At 54.5% G+C, this 17,918-nt stretch carries 15 protein-coding genes; 9 read left to right on the top strand and 6 right to left on the bottom strand.

Annotation, left to right across the window (positions count from 1 at the left end):
• Positions 1-27: 27 nt before the first annotated feature.
• The 4 genes from K365_RS0118785 (at position 28) to K365_RS0118800 (ending at position 2,436) form a co-directional block, all read left to right on the top strand.
• Positions 28-846: an SAM-dependent methyltransferase gene (locus K365_RS0118785; RefSeq protein WP_024335824.1), complete on the top strand. Its 819-nt coding sequence runs from the start codon at positions 28-30 to the stop codon at positions 844-846.
• Positions 847-883: 37 nt separating this feature from the next.
• Positions 884-1,543, top strand: coding sequence for an MBL fold metallo-hydrolase (locus tag K365_RS0118790; RefSeq protein WP_024335825.1), 660 nt, complete (start codon positions 884-886; stop codon positions 1,541-1,543).
• A gap of 324 nt (positions 1,544-1,867) precedes the next feature.
• Complete coding sequence (locus K365_RS0118795) at positions 1,868-2,062, top strand: type II toxin-antitoxin system VapB family antitoxin (protein ID WP_024335826.1); 195 nt, start codon at positions 1,868-1,870, stop codon at positions 2,060-2,062.
• On the top strand, positions 2,059-2,436 hold the full coding sequence (locus K365_RS0118800; protein WP_024335827.1) for a PIN domain-containing protein: 378 nt from the start codon (positions 2,059-2,061) through the stop codon (positions 2,434-2,436). Before K365_RS0118795 ends, K365_RS0118800 begins: the two co-directional genes overlap by 4 nt.
• 123 nt (positions 2,437-2,559) lie before the next feature.
• Here K365_RS0118800 and K365_RS0118805 read toward each other — a convergent pair whose 3' ends face one another.
• The 5 genes from K365_RS0118805 to K365_RS26800 all read right to left on the bottom strand — a co-directional run bounded on the left by K365_RS0118805 (position 2,560) and on the right by K365_RS26800 (position 9,994).
• Entirely contained in the window at positions 2,560-3,042 is a 483-nt protein-coding gene (locus K365_RS0118805) for a flavodoxin family protein (protein ID WP_024335828.1), read from the bottom strand.
• A 109-nt stretch (positions 3,043-3,151) separates the two neighbouring features.
• Positions 3,152-3,841 (bottom strand): TorD/DmsD family molecular chaperone, encoded by a 690-nt coding sequence (locus K365_RS26790; RefSeq protein WP_024335829.1) that lies wholly within the window; start codon positions 3,839-3,841, stop codon positions 3,152-3,154.
• A 76-nt stretch (positions 3,842-3,917) separates the two neighbouring features.
• On the bottom strand, positions 3,918-4,610 hold the full coding sequence (locus tag K365_RS26795; RefSeq protein WP_024335830.1) for a 4Fe-4S dicluster domain-containing protein: 693 nt from the start codon (positions 4,608-4,610) through the stop codon (positions 3,918-3,920).
• Between the two features lie 12 nt (positions 4,611-4,622).
• Positions 4,623-7,184 (bottom strand): molybdopterin dinucleotide binding domain-containing protein, encoded by a 2,562-nt coding sequence (locus K365_RS0118820; RefSeq protein ID WP_024335831.1) that lies wholly within the window; start codon positions 7,182-7,184, stop codon positions 4,623-4,625.
• 350 nt (positions 7,185-7,534) lie between these two features.
• Positions 7,535-9,994: a mechanosensitive ion channel family protein gene (locus K365_RS26800; protein WP_169432966.1), complete on the bottom strand. Its 2,460-nt coding sequence runs from the start codon at positions 9,992-9,994 to the stop codon at positions 7,535-7,537.
• A gap of 313 nt (positions 9,995-10,307) precedes the next feature.
• Between K365_RS26800 and K365_RS0118840 the strand changes: the two genes are divergently transcribed.
• The 5 genes from K365_RS0118840 to K365_RS0118860 all read left to right on the top strand — a co-directional run bounded on the left by K365_RS0118840 (position 10,308) and on the right by K365_RS0118860 (position 16,777).
• A complete protein-coding gene (locus tag K365_RS0118840) occupies positions 10,308-11,960 on the top strand; it encodes a B12-binding domain-containing radical SAM protein (RefSeq protein WP_024335833.1) in 1,653 nt (550 codons plus the stop codon).
• Between the two features lie 27 nt (positions 11,961-11,987).
• Positions 11,988-13,100 (top strand): 2-hydroxyacyl-CoA dehydratase subunit D, encoded by a 1,113-nt coding sequence (locus tag K365_RS0118845; protein WP_024335834.1) that lies wholly within the window; start codon positions 11,988-11,990, stop codon positions 13,098-13,100.
• A 15-nt stretch (positions 13,101-13,115) separates the two neighbouring features.
• Positions 13,116-14,351: a 2-hydroxyacyl-CoA dehydratase subunit D gene (locus K365_RS0118850; protein ID WP_024335835.1), complete on the top strand. Its 1,236-nt coding sequence runs from the start codon at positions 13,116-13,118 to the stop codon at positions 14,349-14,351.
• Positions 14,348-15,115, top strand: a complete 768-nt coding sequence (locus tag K365_RS0118855; RefSeq protein ID WP_024335836.1) for an acyl-CoA dehydratase activase — start codon at positions 14,348-14,350, stop codon at positions 15,113-15,115. The genes K365_RS0118850 and K365_RS0118855 overlap by 4 nt, the downstream gene beginning before the upstream one ends.
• Positions 15,116-15,220: 105 nt before the next feature.
• Positions 15,221-16,777: an NAD(P)/FAD-dependent oxidoreductase gene (locus K365_RS0118860; protein ID WP_024335837.1), complete on the top strand. Its 1,557-nt coding sequence runs from the start codon at positions 15,221-15,223 to the stop codon at positions 16,775-16,777.
• Positions 16,778-16,890: 113 nt separating this feature from the next.
• On the opposite strand, the gene pstB is transcribed toward K365_RS0118860, so the two are convergent.
• Positions 16,891-17,736 (bottom strand): phosphate ABC transporter ATP-binding protein PstB, encoded by an 846-nt coding sequence (pstB, locus tag K365_RS0118865; RefSeq protein ID WP_006965599.1) that lies wholly within the window; start codon positions 17,734-17,736, stop codon positions 16,891-16,893.
• Positions 17,737-17,918 lie beyond the last annotated feature (182 nt).

The following is a 17,918-nucleotide window of genomic DNA, read 5'->3' on the forward strand; positions in this document are numbered from 1 at the left end:
TCACATATGATCAAAGGAGAAGCTGTAATGAAACTGCTGATCAAAAAAGAGTTTCCCCGGTCCAGCCGGTACGACACGGACTGGATCCTGGACAACCAGATGGGACCCAACGCCGTATGGCTGGCGGAATGGCTGTGCAAGACCCTGCCACTGGAACCGGGCATGCGGGTTCTGGATCTGGGGTGCGGCCGGGCCATGACCAGTATTTTTCTGGCAAAGGAGTTTGACGTCCAGGTGTGGGCCACGGACCTGTGGATTACCCCGGACCACAACTGGCAGCGGGCTGTCCGGGCCGGGGTTGCCGACAAGGTGTTTCCCCTGCGGTCAGAGGCCCATGCACTGCCATTTCCGGCAGAATTTTTCGATGCCGTGGTGTCCATTGATGCGTACCAGTATTTTGGCACGGATGTGCTGTACCTGGGATACCTGAGCCGGTTTCTTGCACCCGGCGGGATGCTGGGGGTGGTGATGCCGGCACTGATGCAGGAGATGGGAAATGTCATACCCGAGCATCTGACACGGCCCCAGACCAACGGCAAGGTGTTCTGGGAAGATGGGTGCCGCAGCTTCAAAACACCTGGCTGGTGGCAGGAACTGTGGGAAGGTGACAGCAGCGTCACGGATGTCAGAATGGAGATTCTGCCGGATGGCTGGCGGCATTGGCGGGATTTTGAAACCGCCCTGGAGATGACCGGCAAAAGCATTTTCCCGTCTGATGCCCAGGCCCTGGATCTGGATCAGGGGCGGTATATCGGGTTTGTCCGGGGAACGGCCCGGCGGACCCGGACCGAATCCATGAACCTGTATGACCCCGGTATCGCGGCCCGGGTGGGAGTGGACCAGTAGCCGGACCGGAATCCGGGTATCAAAGGAGGCAAAAAAAATGAAACAGATCATTGAAAATATCTGGCATGTGGGCGACAGCGGCTGTTCAGTCTATGCGGTGGACACCGAAAGTGATGAGGGACTGGTGCTGATCGATGCCGGCATGGACCTGGACCTGATCAAAGGGATCGAGATCAGCGGCCTAAAGTTTGAAGATATCCGGCACTGTATCCTGACCCATTGCCACATCGATCATACGGCTGCCTGTGCCGGGCTGGCAAAGAGTTTGCCCGGAATCCGGTTCTATGCCCATGCGCTGGATGCAGCCCCCATTGAAGAACCCGGCCATGACGGGCGCACTGCGGCCGGCTGGTATGGGATCACCTATGAACCCGTGTCTTTGTATCAATCATTTGATGCGGATACGGTGCTGACTTTCGGAAGCATGGACTTTCACTGCCTGCACATCCCCGGGCATACCCCGGGGTCCATTGCCGTGGTGGTGAAAACGGCCGGCCAAAAAGTGTTGTTCGGCCAGGACCTGCACGGGCCTTTCAGTGACGATTTTCTGTCAAACCTGGCAGATTACCGCAGATCCATGGACCGGCTGTTGACACTGGAGGCGGATATCCTGTGTGAGGGACATTACGGCATTTTTCAGCCAAAGGAGCGGGTGCGGCAGTTTATCGAGGAACACCGGGAGAGGCACCTGCGTTGAATTACCCCCTGAAAAACACCCGGGTTCGAATCTGCTGTTCCATTTTTCAGCGATTTGCCGGCATTCAAGTGCCTTGAACCGGTCAAAATCATCCGCATTTACCACCGCCTGTGATCAGAACAGAAATTCAGGCCAGACGCGCTTCTGCGCCACCTGAAAGACCGTAAAACCGTTCAAAAAATCGGTGTTTACGCGTTTTGCTATTTGTGGCAAAACGCGTAAACACCGCTGGCATGTGACCGGATTCCTGCATGCAAAATATGATTATTTCCAATTGACTTTTTATGCATGATTTATTATTTTTTATGCATCAGGAGGTGTCGCATGAGAACCACTTTGGATTTACCTGAAGACTTGTTGAACCAAGCAATGCAGGTCACAAACATCAGGACAAAAACAAAAGTCATTACCGTGGCCCTGGAGGAACTGGTGAGGAGATCAAAAATTTCCGCATTGAAAAAATTCAAGGGCAAGGTGGATTTGGATATTGATCTGGATGTCTTGAGAGATCGCAAATGAGGGTTTTGATCGATTCTTCGGTCTGGATCGATTATTTCAGGTCAGGAAACCTGACCGATGAACTGGATCATCTGATTGACAGCAACCTGGTGGTTGTCAACGACCTGATCCTGACCGAGTTGATCCCTTTTCTCAGGCTTCAGAACCAGAAAACCCTGATTGACATCATTCATGACGTGGGAAAGCTGCCGATGTCGATCGACTGGGGCCAGATTCAGGAATTTCAATTCACCTGCCTGAAAAACGGCATCAACGGGATCGGGATTCCGGATCTGATCATTGTCCAGAACGCCATTCAAACAGGCAGCATGATTTTCTCACTGGACAAGCACTTCAAACAGATGCAGACATATCTGAATGTCACACTTTACTGAGCTACAAAAACCCATCGGTTTGGGCAGAGCAGGTGGCGTTACAAGTAACGCCACCCTTGCAACCGTGTTTCATCCATCACATCAAGGGCATTCAGCTTTGACATAGCCCGGGTCGGAGGCGCATCAGAGCGCCTTTTTCAACGCGGCTATCAATTCGGCGATATCAGTATCATCCGGATGATTCACTGCATCGTCCGCCTCATGGAGCCAGGGCGGGGGCGAGTCTTTCTGTTTAATTTTTTCCAGGACCTTGGGATTGACCTCGCCCTGGCAGGAGTAAGTGCCGATGACATTGGCGCCGTTCATCAGGCTGACGGCGTATTCCATGGCCCCCCTGGCATGATCAGAGCCTTTGGCCGCCCCATGGGTCGCAAAAAGGAACACCTTTGCATTCATTTTGCACGCTTTAAGAAAGACGTCGGTCTTGGGATCCGGCTTTCCTGCCTGGAGCCAGAACCCCACGGCCACCAGATCATAATCCAGGTTTCCGGACGGGGCCTGATCAATGTCACACAGCTCTTTTTCCCCTTCCAGGCTGTCATACAAGGCTTTGGCCAGTGTCTGGGTGTTTCCGGACTGGCTGGAATATAAAACCAGTGATTTCATCTGTTTCCTCCTGTTGATAGGGTTTACAATATTTATGGGTCCGCCAGTACGGCACTTAAAACAGCAAATATCATACCACATCAAACTGGAGAAAATTCTATCCGCGTCGTCAAGATGTATCGGCCCGAAGCCGGTCTGTCTGCCCCGGCAGAATATCGGGGATGGTCATGCCGGCATCAAACAAACACCCCACCATCCGGCCGATGGTCTGATAAAAGCTGGACCGGCCATGTGCCTGAAATGCCTCAGAGAGCCGGGTCGCAAAAAATATCAGGTGGTGGGTCAATACCTTTTGTTGAAGGTCCCGGGCATACGCTGCTTTTGATGTATCTCCAGAAGACAGGGCCTGTGATTCCTGAAGACCTAAGTAAGACATGAATTCCAGTTCCAGGGAGATGTGGTCCGGCAACAGATCAAAATCATCGCTGATACACAGCCCGGCGTCATAATACAGCCGGGCAATGTCAAAGGTGCAGTCCTGCATCAGCTTGCCGGTCCGGTAAACCGATTCAAACAGATGCACCCGCCGCGGTTTGGAAGCAAAGCACAAATGGGTGTATTCTTTTTGCAGTGATAGAAGCAAGTGGCCTGAATTCACCTCAGTCAATGAAGCACAAAAAGATACGGCATCATCACCGATGCCCGCTTTTTGCAGGGCGACTTCAAAATTTTCAATATAAGCGGCATCCCGGATCTGATCCATCAGATCCGCATCCGGATAATCGAGCAACCGGGACAGGGCATCAAATACAAACGCCCGGACCTCCGGCTCGATCTCAAGTATCTGCTGACTGTTCATTGAAATTACCTCTTTGTTGAGATGTTGCGGGAAGGCGGGGTATCCCATGCCGTCCCGCTAAATTTTTAATTCCACATCAACTGTTTTTTTCCTGCGCTTCGATTCTGGCCCGGCGGTCGCTGAACAGTTTCATTCCGCCTGCCACCGCCCCGACACCCCACAGGGGCAACGCGCTCAAGGTGCGATCCGCTGGAACGGTTTTTTCTCCCACCGACGGATATCCGATTTCCATCGGATCGTTTTTCGTCAACACGATAAAACAGGTCCCTGCGTTCTGTGTGATCCCATAGGTATACAGATTGTCCCGGGCCGTTCTTTTTTCGGCTGTCGCCAGGACACTATGGAATTCATCAAACACCAAAGCTCCGGTGGGACAGGCTTCCACACAGGCCGGGGGCCGGCCCTCGCTGATGCGGTGGGCACACATGCTGCACCGGACAATCTTTTCAGTAACCGGGTCAAACAGGGGCGCGGAAAACGGGCAGGCATCGACACAGGTCTGGCACCCGGTGCACAGGTCGGCATTGTAAAGAACCGGCCCATAATCGGTTTTGGTCAACGCGCCCTCCGGGCAGACTTCGACACAATCCGGAGAAAGGCAGTGCATGCACCGGTGATGATAAATACCCGGATCCCGGATAAAAGCAATGGTTCGGAACAATCCCCGGTATGCAGCATCTTGTCCCATGTTTTCCTGGATGCACTTGTAAAGGCAGGTGTTGCAGCCCGTGCAAAGCGTGGTGTCAAGCAATATGGCATATGATTTCATGATGGCCTCCTGTTATGATGCTTTGGTGATTTTAACATACACATCCTCAACCCAGCCCATGCCTGTGGCATCATGTTTTTTGACCAGTTCAGGATCTTTCTGGGGGATCAAGTCTCCATCCCGGTAACTGAAATCAGCGGCATGGGTCAGGTTTTTGGCCCGGTGCCCCAACCCGTGAAAGGTGAGAATACATTGGGACATCACCCGTGCGCTGATATGGGCCTTGCCAGTGACCGGTCTGGGGATCCGGGTCATGAACCGGGGATTGTTTTCCAGCCGGATCATTTCACCTTCTTCAATCCCCAGTTCCCGGGCGTCCTCGGGGTTGATCCAGATACAATCCATGAAATTCTGTTTCGTCAGAATCTTGAGTGCGGGATTGTTGATAAAATTGGGATCCGCATGCATCAGCCAGGGGGCCCGGGTGATGAGCAGAGAAAATCGGTATGCTTCCTCGGATGCATGCCATTGGGGAGACCATTTGGGAACACCGTCATACCCCGCCCGGACCAGTTCGTCGATATAGAACCGGACCCGGCCCTCCGGGGCCCCAAAAGCCAGTTCCCGAATCTGACGATAATTTTCATAAGGCCGCTTGTCGATCCAGAAAGCCCCTTTTTCGATGAATTCCTTGTAACTGCCGGCGGCATCCACGGATCGAACCGCCTCATCCGAGCAGGTATCCACAATGGCTTTGTCAGGATCACGGCTGCCGTCCGTGGTCCAGTATTCCGGTGCCACTGCCAGACCGATTTTCCTGGCCAGGGTTCCCCATCCGATCTGATCCCCCGGCGGCTTCTGGACGGGTGCGCCCCCCACCAGGCAGGGATGTTTGGGATAATACAGCCGAAGATCCAGTTTTCCCCCTTCGAACTGGTGCCCGGCGGCAAACACATAGTCGCACCAGTACCCGATGTCATCCAGATACAGGTTCCAGTCCGCCACCAGTTCCATTTTTTCCAGGGCCGCTTCCAGCATCTGGGGCTGAATCATGGCAAACAGTCCCCGGTGCGGGTTGCGGAAAAAAACCACCTTGGTCGGTCCGGCGTTGAACAGACCATGACCCAGGGTCCCGTAATGACCGGGGGCTGAAAAATCCTTGTTTTTATAGATATCCCAGGTCACAGGAAAATGATGCCGGCCGTCCACGGGTTGATTTGGCTGGGGTGGATAGGGTTTATGGATGGGCGCCACATCATCCAGCCAGGGGATTTTGACCCCGTGAAGCAGCAGGACCCCGCCGTCATGGTCCATGGCACCGCTCAAAAAATTGATCATATTGATGCAGTGCCGCAATTTCCAGCTGTTGGCATAATTGGGACCGGCCGCATCCCGTTTCAGTGCCGGGATAAAGGCTTTTGGCGCGGCCGCCATGAATTCCCGGGTGATCCGTTCAATCACATTTGCATGAACACGGCTGATTTTTTCAGCCCAGGCCGGGGTATAATCAGCCACAGACTCTCTGAGTATCTGCATGACAGGCTTGGCAGAGACTGGCTTACCGTCCATGGCAAACAGGAAAGGACCGCCGTCCAGTGTCGGATCAAGACATTCACTGATATCTGCGGGTCCGGAACCCGATGGGGACCACACCAGCCATTTTCCATCCGGACCGGTCAGATGAATTCCGGTTTCCAGGTCAATCAGAGCCGGGGCATCCGTATAGGCTTTCAAAAAAGAGGGCTGATAGAGTTTTTCGTTCAAGATGATCCGGATCATGGCCAGGGCCACGGCCAGATCGGTTCCCGGCAAAATGGTGTAATATTCATCGGCAAAGGCATCCGCCACCGTTGTTCGCAATGGATTGAACATGATCCTGCGGGTGCCTTTTTGTTTTCCCTCCACCATATGGTTCAATATTCCGGCCTTGCCGGCCTTGGAAAAAGAATCAAACCCAAACCAGATTTCGTATCTCGACTGGCTGAAATCATACCCGGCGATATGATGGCTGGGGGTGTAAGTACTGGAATAAACCGGGTTCGGGGGGTTGGTCACGGTCAGGCAATTGATGTAATAATGGGTCCCGAAACATTCGGTCCGCTGATCTGACCGGGTGCAGCCGATACTCCGGCACAGGCGGTTGGTGTAAGGATCCCCCGGGGAACACATCACGATCTCCCCGGGTTTGTACTGCTTGAACCGGTCAATGAATTCATCCACTGCATCGCTGGTTTTCATGACCACCCAGCCGGGATCTTCATCGATTCCCCGTTTGGGATTGGTTCGCTTCAGCGTGACCATGAGGCGATCCGGGTTGTAAAGGGAATCCACAAACCCGAGTCCCTTGATACAGTATTTTCCCCTGGATACCGGGTCTTCGGGCCGGCCTTCAAGGGTGACGGCTTTTTCCAGGCCCGTGGCGGGATCCTGTCCCACCACCACATAATAGGCACAGTCGGCTTCGCAGGCACGGGCACAGACCTGGGGAACTCTGCGCATCACCCGGAAAGGCTGTTTTTCCTGGGGATGTTCGCCAAAAGCGTGTGCGACCTGAAGATGTCTGAACGGGAACGCTGTTGTCAGAGCGGCACCCGTGGCTCCAAGACCCAATTTTATGAAGCATCTTCTGTTCATGTTCATTTTTTTTCTCCTGTGGCATCAGGTTAATCAGACGTGCAAAGAGAGATCATGTTCCTCATCTCTTCACATTGCTGTCACCCATGAGATTCAGCAAACGGCATGCCATGCACATGAAACAAAAATTAATATTTTTAACTATTTGAAATTATTTGATTATAATGAATAGGCTCTGGGGATAAACCTCTACACAATGTAAACAAATCAGCTACACTGTCACCTGAAGATTTACAGACGGTTTGCCGGACTGATTTCAAACTCCGGGATATCGGGGCTCACTTTGCTGTGTAACCGAAAATTTCAGGATTCCGCATACATGATCTGCATGGGCAATCCATGGAAATTGATCAGGCCTTCATGTGAACGTCTCTCTGGGGGAAGGGGATCTCTACGCCATTTTCCCTGAAAAGCCGATCGATCTCAAACCGCAGACGGGTTTCCGCTGTGAGAAAATCATTGATGGTGGACCAGAACCGGAGCCGGAAATCCAGTGAGCTCTCCCCGAAATCGATGAACTGAACCACTGCTTTTCTGGGATACTGCACCACCTCTTTTACATGGTCCGCTGCCTGTAAAAGAAGGGTTTCCACCAGGGCCGTATCTGATCCATACGCCACCCCCAGTTTCAAGTCCCGCCGGATATAAGGATCCTTGTGGCTCCAGTTGGTGACCCGGGAACTGATGAACTCGGAATTGGGGATGATCAGCGTGGAGTTGTCATAGGTCTGGACCAGGGTGGACCGGACGTTGATCTTGAGCACCTCTCCCCAGGTACCGCCGACCTCCACCACATCCCCCACCTGGATGGGCCGTTCAAACAGCAGAATCAACCCGCTGATAAAATTATTAAAAATATTCTGGAGCCCGAACCCGAGCCCGATACTCAAAGCACCGAACACCACGGCCAGAGATGTGGTGTTCAGCCCGAAGGCCGTGAGACTGAGCAGAATACCCAAAGCCCAGACAACATACCCGCTCAAAGTGAGGATCGATTCTCTGGCACCCGTGGAAAGCCCGCTTTTCTTCAGAATTTTTTCAGACATCATCTGCTTCCAGATCCGGACAACGGCATAGGTCAGCAAAATGACCACAAACGCAAACACCAGGCTGGAAAGGCTTAGCTGTAATTTCCCCAGGGTATAGTCATGGGTGAATATCTTTGCCAGAAAAGGAAAAATGCTGTCTCCGGCCCCCCAGGAAAAAACCAGGGCAAAAAACACCAGCATCCCGATAATCAGGTAGATCCCGTTGGACAGAATCCAGTAAAATGGATAGGATACCCCATGGGTATTGCCGGTCTCCGGTTCCACGGCCTGTTTGAATTTCTGATCCACATCCTGAATGGAATAGATCAGCAGCATGGTGACACAGGCCACGGCAATGGTGATCCCCCAGGAAATGTACCAGTAAGCCGCCAGAAAGCTGTATCCGGCCATATCCGCAATCAGCCCGGCCACGGCCGCCGTCTTGAAAAACAATCCGATGCCCCGCACATATCCGGGGGGATTTTCCATCCGGTTGATGTCCCGGAAAAAAAGAAACACCCCGGCAATCAAGAGCAGTTCAAATAATAAAAACAGCGGGGACAGCAATGCACTCTTAAAAGATATGAACCGGTGAATGAACAGGAGCAGAAAAGCGAAAATGCGTACCCCCCAGATGAAAAAAGGCTGCCATTTGAGCACCACAGACAGAATTTGCGCAGGTTGCCCCTCAACGGCCAGACGAACCGCCACCCGGACAACCCGGGTCAACAGCACCACCACCAGAAATGATTGTAAAAACTGAATCAAGTCCGGAAAAACGGCATTGATACCGGTCTGTGACACAATAAAAACCATCCCCATCCCGATCAACAATGGCAGACAGGCCTGGATCAGAAGCAATGGGTATCCGATTCGCTGCCGGGTCCATGACAAAAACAGCGGCTGACCCGTGATAACGGCCATGGCCCTGAAACCGGCAAAGGCAGCCAGAAACAGTCCCGCAAAAACCATGATGTCAAAAACCGCTGTCTGGCTTTTCATCAGGGACCATTTTTCTTTTACTGCGGATGGGTTCAGCCAGCCGGACATCTTTTTGACCCCATGGGTCAATTCCTGCTTGAAAACATCGATCTGCCAGATGCTGTACTGTTTGTCCGTGCGCTGTAACAGGCGGCCGCCCTTTTTTTCCGTGATCTCCTGAATCAGTTTGCTGCGAATATCTTCAAACCCGTCAAACGCTTTTTTATTGACGGCTTCCTGTTCTGACAGAACCCCGAGAATGGCCCTGAGAATCGCCTGTTTTTTTTCCAACAACGATTGAAATTCCCGGTACTCCTTTATAACGGTTGGATCCTGAGCAGACTGGGACTTGGTTTCTTTGCGCAGCTGATCCAGCATGGCGGCCCGTTCCGTTGTGGAAAGCAGGGTCTGACGCAATTTCTCAGACCGTTGATCAATGGTCTGAAGACGGGTCTGAATCAGGGACCTGGATAAATCAATTTCTTCCACCCCCTTTTCCAGCTCAGAAATCCCCACTTCCGACATGATGACCAGATTTTTCAGAAATGTCATCCTGGACTGATACATCTTCAGCTGACTCTCATCCTCATCCAGATTCCGGGTTTCAACTGCCAGTTCCGACTCAAGAGCCTCGATGTCTTTTTGGGTCTGTTCCAGGGCCTGGGAAAACTGAGCTTCCAGTTGCTGCCCCTCGGGCGACGGGGTGGTTTCAGCTGCGGCAGCTGTTAGCACCATACTCCACCCCGGCATCAAAAAAAGAAACACGCCTGCCAGGACCGATATAATTGACAGATATCTCATCAACCTCATAAACAAAAACTCTCTTTCAAGATAAGAATTCATTGGTCCCCATGCCGATCCTCCAGCAGCCGGGTTTCCAGGTGTGCCTCGATGGCCGGCCGGTCCCGGTTTTTTTAAATTTCAGGCTGCGGCTCAATGATGGGTCAGGATTTTCCTTGGTTCATCCAATCATCCGGGCATTTTCCCATATTTCAGGTTGATTTGAAAGCCTGTTTTTGTCTGTTGAGTTCCCTGGGAAAAAGTGCTATTAGACTCCGTTTTCCTGATCAGGAAAAATTCAACCATACAACCGGTAACAGAAGAGGATTTCGGAATGCGCGTGGTTCTCGTTTTTCCGCCCCGGGCCAGTGCCACCTATATGCCTTTGGGCATCGCCTCTCTGGCATCTTATATTGAATCAAATGTGCCCGGGTCTCTGGTCCGGCTGATGGATCTGAACCTGGCCGCCTGGATCCAGGCGGCAGATCAGGATGTTCAGGGCAGGGACCTGATCCATTTTGTCCGGGGACACCAGGGAATGTTTACCGATCCAGGCCAGACCCTGTATCATAAATCCATCTGGGACCGGCTCAGACAAAAGATCACCGCCCTTGGCCGCCAGGCCGAAATCTTTCTGGCTTCAGGAGAGCTTTCTTTGGCTCTGAAAACGATGCTGGACAGCCAGGTCCGTTCGATTCTGGCCCATGATCCCGAACTGGTGGGAATATCTGTGCTGTTTCCGGAGCAGGTGCCGTTTGCCAGTGCCCTGGCACGGGTTCTGAAGCAGGCAATTGAAGAAACCGCCGTCCCCGGGTGCCCGATTGTGATGGGCGGGGCCATGATGTCGGCCCTGTCCGTGCCGGACCTGATGACGGCCGTGCCTGAAATCGATGGCGTGGTCTGCGGCGAGGGGGAAGAAGCGGCAGCCGATCTGTGTGCCCGTACTGCCTGGCCCGATATTCCCGGACTGATTTTCAGGCAGGGGGACACCGTTCAAACCAATCCCGGATCCCGGACCATATCACTGAAACAGGTGCCGGCCCCGGATTTTTCAAAACTGCCCATACCCGATTATTTCAACCCCGTGCCCGTGCTGCCCGTGCTGTTTTCCCGGGGATGCGCCTGGCGCAAATGCCGGTTCTGCGCCCATAATTTTTCATTCGGCGGCTACCGCAGAAAACCGGTGGCCGCGTTTGTATCGGAGCTGGAGCGCTACCACCGAACCCTGGGGGTGACACATTTTTATTCGGCGGATGAATATATCCTGCCCAAAGATATGGATGCCATCTGTGAAGAGATTCTGGCCAGAAGGCTTTCCATTTTTTTTCATATCCTGGGCAAACCCACGGCCGACTGCACCCCGGGACGCCTGGCCCTGTGGTCTGCGGCCGGATGCAAGTGGATCGGATGGGGCATTGAATCCGGGTCCCAGCGCCTGCTGGATCTGATCAACAAAGGCACCTGTGTCACAGACATCCAGCGCGTGATCAAGGACTCGGCCGCCGCCGGCATCTCCAACCTGGGACTGATGATTTTCGGACTTCCCACCTCCACAGATGCGGACATGGACCAGACCCTGGCATTTTTAAGCGACGTGTACGAGGATCTGGCCGGTTTGACCGCCAGCGCCTTTGTGCTGTTCGACAAAACCCATTTTGCCAGAAACGCCGGCAGATACGGCCTGAAAATTGACGGTCCGGTTGATTTGTTTCACAGCAGTCACACGGCGGTAAAATCCGGGCGCCTGAAGTTCCGGGAGCAGGCTGAAGACGGGTCCTACCGAGCCCCCAAAGGCGCGGTGGAGGTTGCCCGGTGGCAGCAATACCGCCGATGGCTCGGCGAAGTGCCCCTGAAGGAGCAGCTGCCCCCGGAGCATGTATTGATTCATGTCACGTCTGCTTTGACTTCTCCATCAATGTCCGATATAACACCCGTCAGGCAGGAACATCCCGGCCCGGATCACCGGGATATGACGCATCTTTTTTGAGCCGACAAAAAAAGGAGATCTCCGGGCATGAAGGAAATAAAGCCTTTTCATGAGGCCGCAAACCCGCTTTCAGACACGGCGGCCCGCATCCGGCAGACCGGCCGGAAAATCATCGGCTATCCGTGCTCTTATGCCCCGGAAGAACTCATCCATGCGGCAGGCTGCCATCCCATGCGCCTGTTTTCTTCCGGACACGGGATTGTTCAGGCGGAAAACCACCTGCAGTCCTACTGCTGCTCCGTGGTCCGGGGTATTTTAGAAGACAGCCTGGCCGGCCGGCTGGATTTTCTGGACGGCACCGTGTTTCCCCACACCTGTGATTCCATGCAGCGGCTCAGCGATATCTGGCGCATGAACGGTGCGTATGCGTTCTTTGCCGACCTGGTGCTGCCCGTCACACTCAACACCCCCAGCAGCGCCGCATATCTGGAATCCGTGCTGGCCCGGTTCAAAGCCGATCTGGAAACCGCCCTGGAAATATCCATCACAGATGCGGATCTGGCCGCATCCATTGCCCTGTTCAACCGGATCCGCACCCATCTGTCCTTTATCCATGATTTTTATTCCCGGCATCCCGGACTGATCCGGGGTTCTGACATGAACGCCCTGATCAAAGGGGCCATGATCATGGACAGAGATGAAGCGGTCACCCTTCTGGCGGATGTGGCTGCGTCGCTCCGGCACATGCCCGTGCCGGACACGCCCGTCAAGCGGGTGGTCCTTGCCGGGTCGGTCTGTGACACCCCGGATCTGTTTGATACCGTGGAAGCGGCCGGCGGAGCCGTGGTGGGGGATGATCTGTGCACGGGACAGCGATGGTTTGACAGGCTTGTTCCCGAGGACCAGCCGCCCCTGACGGCCCTGGCTAACCGGTACCGGGAGCGGGTGATCTGCCCTTCCAAACACACGGGCCTCACCACCCGGGCCGACCATCTGATTTCCCTTGTCAACCACACCCGGGCACACGGGGTGCTTTTTGTGATGCTCAAATTCTGCGATCCCCATGCCTTTGATTACCCATATCTCAAGGAATGCCTGGATGCAAAAGGCATCAAAAGCATGGCCCTGGAAATGGATGACGGGCATTGGAATCAGGGCCAGTTCTCCACCCGGATTGAAACCTTTATTCACATGCTCTAGCCCAAGGATTTTCTCATGGCCGACACCCCTTCTACCCCCCCCAAAATCAAAGCCGCCAAAAAGATGCGGGATCTGATGACCACCTATTATCTGGAGGCTTTAAGCGCGGCCCAGAACCACCGGCAGGTGGCCTGGATCACGTCCGGCGGCCCGGTGGAACCCCTGGTGGCCATGGATATCATTCCCGTGTATCCGGAAAACCACGGGGCCATGATCGGGTCCGCCAAAATGGGGGAAGACCTGTGCGCCAAAGCCGAAGACATGGGATACAGTGGTGATCTGTGCGCCTATGCCCGGGCCGATATCGCCTGTGCCGTGGTCAGGGGCGGCCCCATCGGCGGATTGCCGAAACCGGACATGCTCATCTGCTGCAACAATATCTGCGGCACGGTCCTGAAATGGTATGAAATCCAGGCCAGGTACTTTCAAGTGCCGTTGTTCATCCTGGACACCCCGGTCTGCCACACCGGGTACACCCCTGAGATCGAAGCATACGTCAAAGCCCAGGTCCATGCGTATATCGCGTTTCTGGAACAGGTGACCGGGAAAAAAATGGACCCGGCCAAAATGAATGCCGTGGGCAGACTCTCATATGAAGGTCAGCGCCTGTGGCAGCAGGTCCTGAACACCACGGCCCACAAGCCCTCCCCCATGTCCGCGTTTGACGCGTTTTTCTTTCTGGCGCTCATCGTGACCCTGCGGGGAACCCAGATTGCCGTGGATTTTTACAAAGAACTGATCGCTGAACTGGAACAGCGTATCCATGACGGCATCGGCGTGGTTCCGGGTGAAACCTACCGGCTTTTGTGGGACAACCTGCCGGTGTGGCACCGGCTCAAATGGCTGTCTGACCGGTTTTCCGCCCACCAGGCCTGTCTGGTGGCAGACACCTATACCTCGGCCTGGTGCGGGGCGTTAAAGTATATGGATGAAAATAATTTTCTGGATTCCATGGCCCAGGCCTACACCCGGATCTACCTGAACATCGGGGTGGATGAAATGGCTGAAGAAGTGTTGAAAATGATCCGGTTTTACGATGTCAACGGTCTGGTCATGCACTCCAACCGATCCTGCAAGCCCTATTCCTTCGGCCAGATGGACATCATGAGAATCGTCCGGGAAAAAACCGGGATCCCCGTGCTCATGATCGAAGCGGACATGGTGGACCCCAGAAGCTTTTCCCAGTCCCAGGCGGAAACCCGGATCGATGCGTTCATGGAAATCATCAAACAAAAAAGGGCAAGGCCATGATCTTTGCCGGCATCGATATCGGTTCCAACACGGCCAAGGCGGCCCTGATCAAAGACCGGGCCATTATAGGCACCCGGGTGATTCCCACGGGATACCATCACCTGAAGGCCGGCACCCGGGTGTTCGAGGATCTGCTGGATCAAACCGGTCTGTCCCGGTCCGATATCCGGGCCATTGTGTCCACGGGGTACGGCCGGGCCAGCATTGACTTTGCCGACAAAGCCATGACCGAGATCCTCTGCCACGGGGCCGGGGCTCATTTTCTGGATCCGGATATCCGAGGCATCATCGATGTGGGGGGGCAGGACAGCAAGGCCATTGCCCTGGATGACCAGGGGCGGGTGGACAATTTTGCCATGAACGACAAGTGCGCCGCCGGCACGGGCCGGTTTCTGGAAGTGATGGCCAATGCCCTGGAGGTTTCTCTGAATGAAATGGGGGATGTGGGCCTGACAGCGGACCGCCCGTCTAAAATCAGCAGCATCTGCACGGTGTTTGCCGAATCCGAAGTGATCTCCATGATCGCCCGGCAGGAAAAAAGAAAGAACATCATCGCGGGCATCCACGAAGCCGCCGCAGCCCGGGTGGCGATTCTGGCCGCAAAGATCCGCATCCAGAGTCCCATCATGATGACCGGGGGGGTGGCCAAAAATCCCGGCATGACCGCAGCCCTGGAAAAACGGCTGAACCAGGCTTTGATCATCTCCCCATACTGCCAGGAAACCGGGGCGATCGGCGCGGCTGTGCTGGCATCCCGGCTGTAGACACGACACCGGTTGACCTGAAAGCCCAACTTTTAAACTTTGCCGGTTACAAACGGGGTAAATCAGTCCCCCCTGAAAAATGAGTGAAAAATTAAAGGATGTGCCGTGGTTCATTCCATCACTTTCCGGCTGGCACCGGAACACGCCAAAAACCGGGCGGCCCAGGTCCGGGCCGCAGCCGGAATACTGAACTGTTCCGTTGATAAAATCACCGGTATCCGAATTTTAAGGCGTTCCCTGGATGCCCGGGGCAACTCCCCGAAGATAGTGCTGACAGCGGAGATCTATTGCGGCAACCCCGCCCCTGCATTGTATGAACCAGTGGTGTTCCGGCCAGTGACCGGCAAAAAAACCGCTGTGATCGTGGGATCCGGTCCGGCCGGACTGTTTGCAGCCCTGGAACTGATCCGCCACAACATCCGGCCCATTGTGCTGGAGCGGGGCAAAGATGTCACCTCCCGGCGGTTTGACCTGAAAACCATCAACCGGGACGGCATCTGCCACCCGGACTCCAACTACTGTTTCGGTGAAGGCGGGGCCGGCACTTACAGTGACGGCAAACTCTACACCCGGGCCACCAAGCGGGGCAATGTCCGGGAGATCCTGGCCCTGCTGGTGCAGCACGGAGCCGCCCCGGACATCCTGGTGGACGCCCACCCCCATATCGGTTCCAACCGGCTGCCCAAAATCATCGCCGCCATCCGGCAGACCATCTTATCGTGCGGCGGCGAAATCCATTTCAACACCCGGGTGACCGGGTTGATTCTATCAAAGGGAAAGATTCAAGGGGTCTCCACTCTGACCCGGGAATTTTTGTCACCGGCCGTGATCCTGGCCACAGGTCACTCAGCCCGGGATATCTATTATTTGCTGGACGACCTGGGAATCCGGCTGGCAGCCAAACCCTATGCCATGGGCGTCCGTGTGGAACACCCCCAGGCACTGATCAACGAAATACAGTACGGCCGTCATGCCGGCAACCCGCACCTGCCGGCCGCCAGCTATGCATTGTCAGGCCAGTTCGACGGGACCGGCGTGTATTCCTTCTGCATGTGCCCGGGCGGTATGCTGGTGCCCGCAGCCACCGCACCGGGCGAACTGGTGCTCAACGGCATGTCCAATTCCGCAAGAAACCTGGCGAAGGCCAATGCCGGTATGGTGGTCACCGTGGAGGAGAGACTGTGGCAGCACCATCAAGAACGGTGTCATTTTGCCGGTCTGGCTTTTCAGCAGGAGATCGAGCACAGGGCTTTTGCCGCCGGCGGCAGCACCCTGGCCGCCCCGGCCCAGCGGCTCACCGATTTTCTGGCGGACCGGGTCTCTTCCACCCTGCCGCATACCTCTTACATCCCCGGTGTCGTCAGTTATCCGGTCAAAAATATTCTGGGAACGGTGATCACCCGGGCATTGAAACAGGGCTTTTCCGCATTCGGCAAAAAGATGAAGGGATATGTCACAGACCAGGCCCTGGTGCTGGCCGTGGAAAGCCGGACCAGTTCTCCGGTGCGCATTCCCCGGGATCCCGGTACCCGGATGCATCCGGACATCCATGGCCTGTTTCCGGCCGGAGAAGGGTCCGGATACAGCGGCGGCATCATCTCGTCCGCCCTGGACGGGCAGGTCAGTGCCAAAGCGGCAGCCGGCACACCCGGCTTGTTTTGATGCCGAACCTTGCAAATAAAAACAACTCAGAAGCTACTAGGAAATTACTTGCTTCTGAGTAGCTTCCGGATGGTGACCCCGGTTTTCCGAAGACGGAATCCGGGACTCCAAAGTTAGCCGAACCGGCCGGTGATATAATCCTGGGTCAGCTGGTGCAGGGGATTGAGAAAAATCTGTTCCGTGGGGCCGATTTCAATGAGATCTCCCAGGTGAAAATAGGCGGTGCGCTGGGAAATCCGGGAGGCCTGCTGCATGGAATGGGTGACAATGGCAATGGAATATTCCTGTCTGAGTTCCTCGATAAGTTCTTCAATAATGGCCGTGGCAATGGGATCCAGGGCTGAGCAGGGTTCATCCATGAGGATCACTTCCGGGTTCACCGCAATGGTTCTGGCAATGCACAGCCGCTGCTGCTGTCCGCCGGAAAGCCCCGTGCCGGGCTGATTCAGGCGGTCCTTGACCTCGTTCCACAGGCCGGCCCGGACCAGGGATTTTTCCACCAGTTCTTCGGTCTCGCTTTTATTGGTCACCAGCCCGTGAATCCGGGGGGCGTACGCCACATTGTCAAAAATGGATTTGGGAAACGGATTGGGTTTCTGAAACACCATGCCTACCCGGGCTCGCAAAGGCACCACATCCACATCTTTGTCATAGATATTTTTGCCGTCCAGATAGATGCGGCCGTCCACCTTACAGCCTTCGATGGTGTCGTTCATGCGGTTGAGGCACCGGATGAACGTGGATTTTCCGCATCCGGACGGACCGATCATGGCAATGACCTCGTTGTCTCCGATGTCCAGGGACACGGAATTGATGGCTTTGGTAGCGCCGTTGTCATAAAAGACACTGACCTGTTCACACCGCATTTTAAAATTGTCCACCTGGTTTTCTCCCACCGTGTTCCGGTTGTCCTTGGGAACCAGCCGGTGGGAGCGCTTGGGAGCGGCGTTTTTTTCCATATGTTTTAAATCCATCACAGGGTTTTTTATGTTAATCTTTATCTTGAAACGACCGGCCGATCTTTACCGGCTGATTGTAATTGCCTCCTGCTCAACAGTGACGATCGTGACTATAAATGATCTGCGTTAGATTGTTTTTAATTTTCTGTTAGGAACAGGTTAGGACCTGCAACCAATTGTTT

It is taken from the genome of Desulfotignum balticum DSM 7044, assembly GCF_000421285.1.
Lineage (GTDB): Bacteria > Desulfobacterota > Desulfobacteria > Desulfobacterales > Desulfobacteraceae > Desulfotignum > Desulfotignum balticum.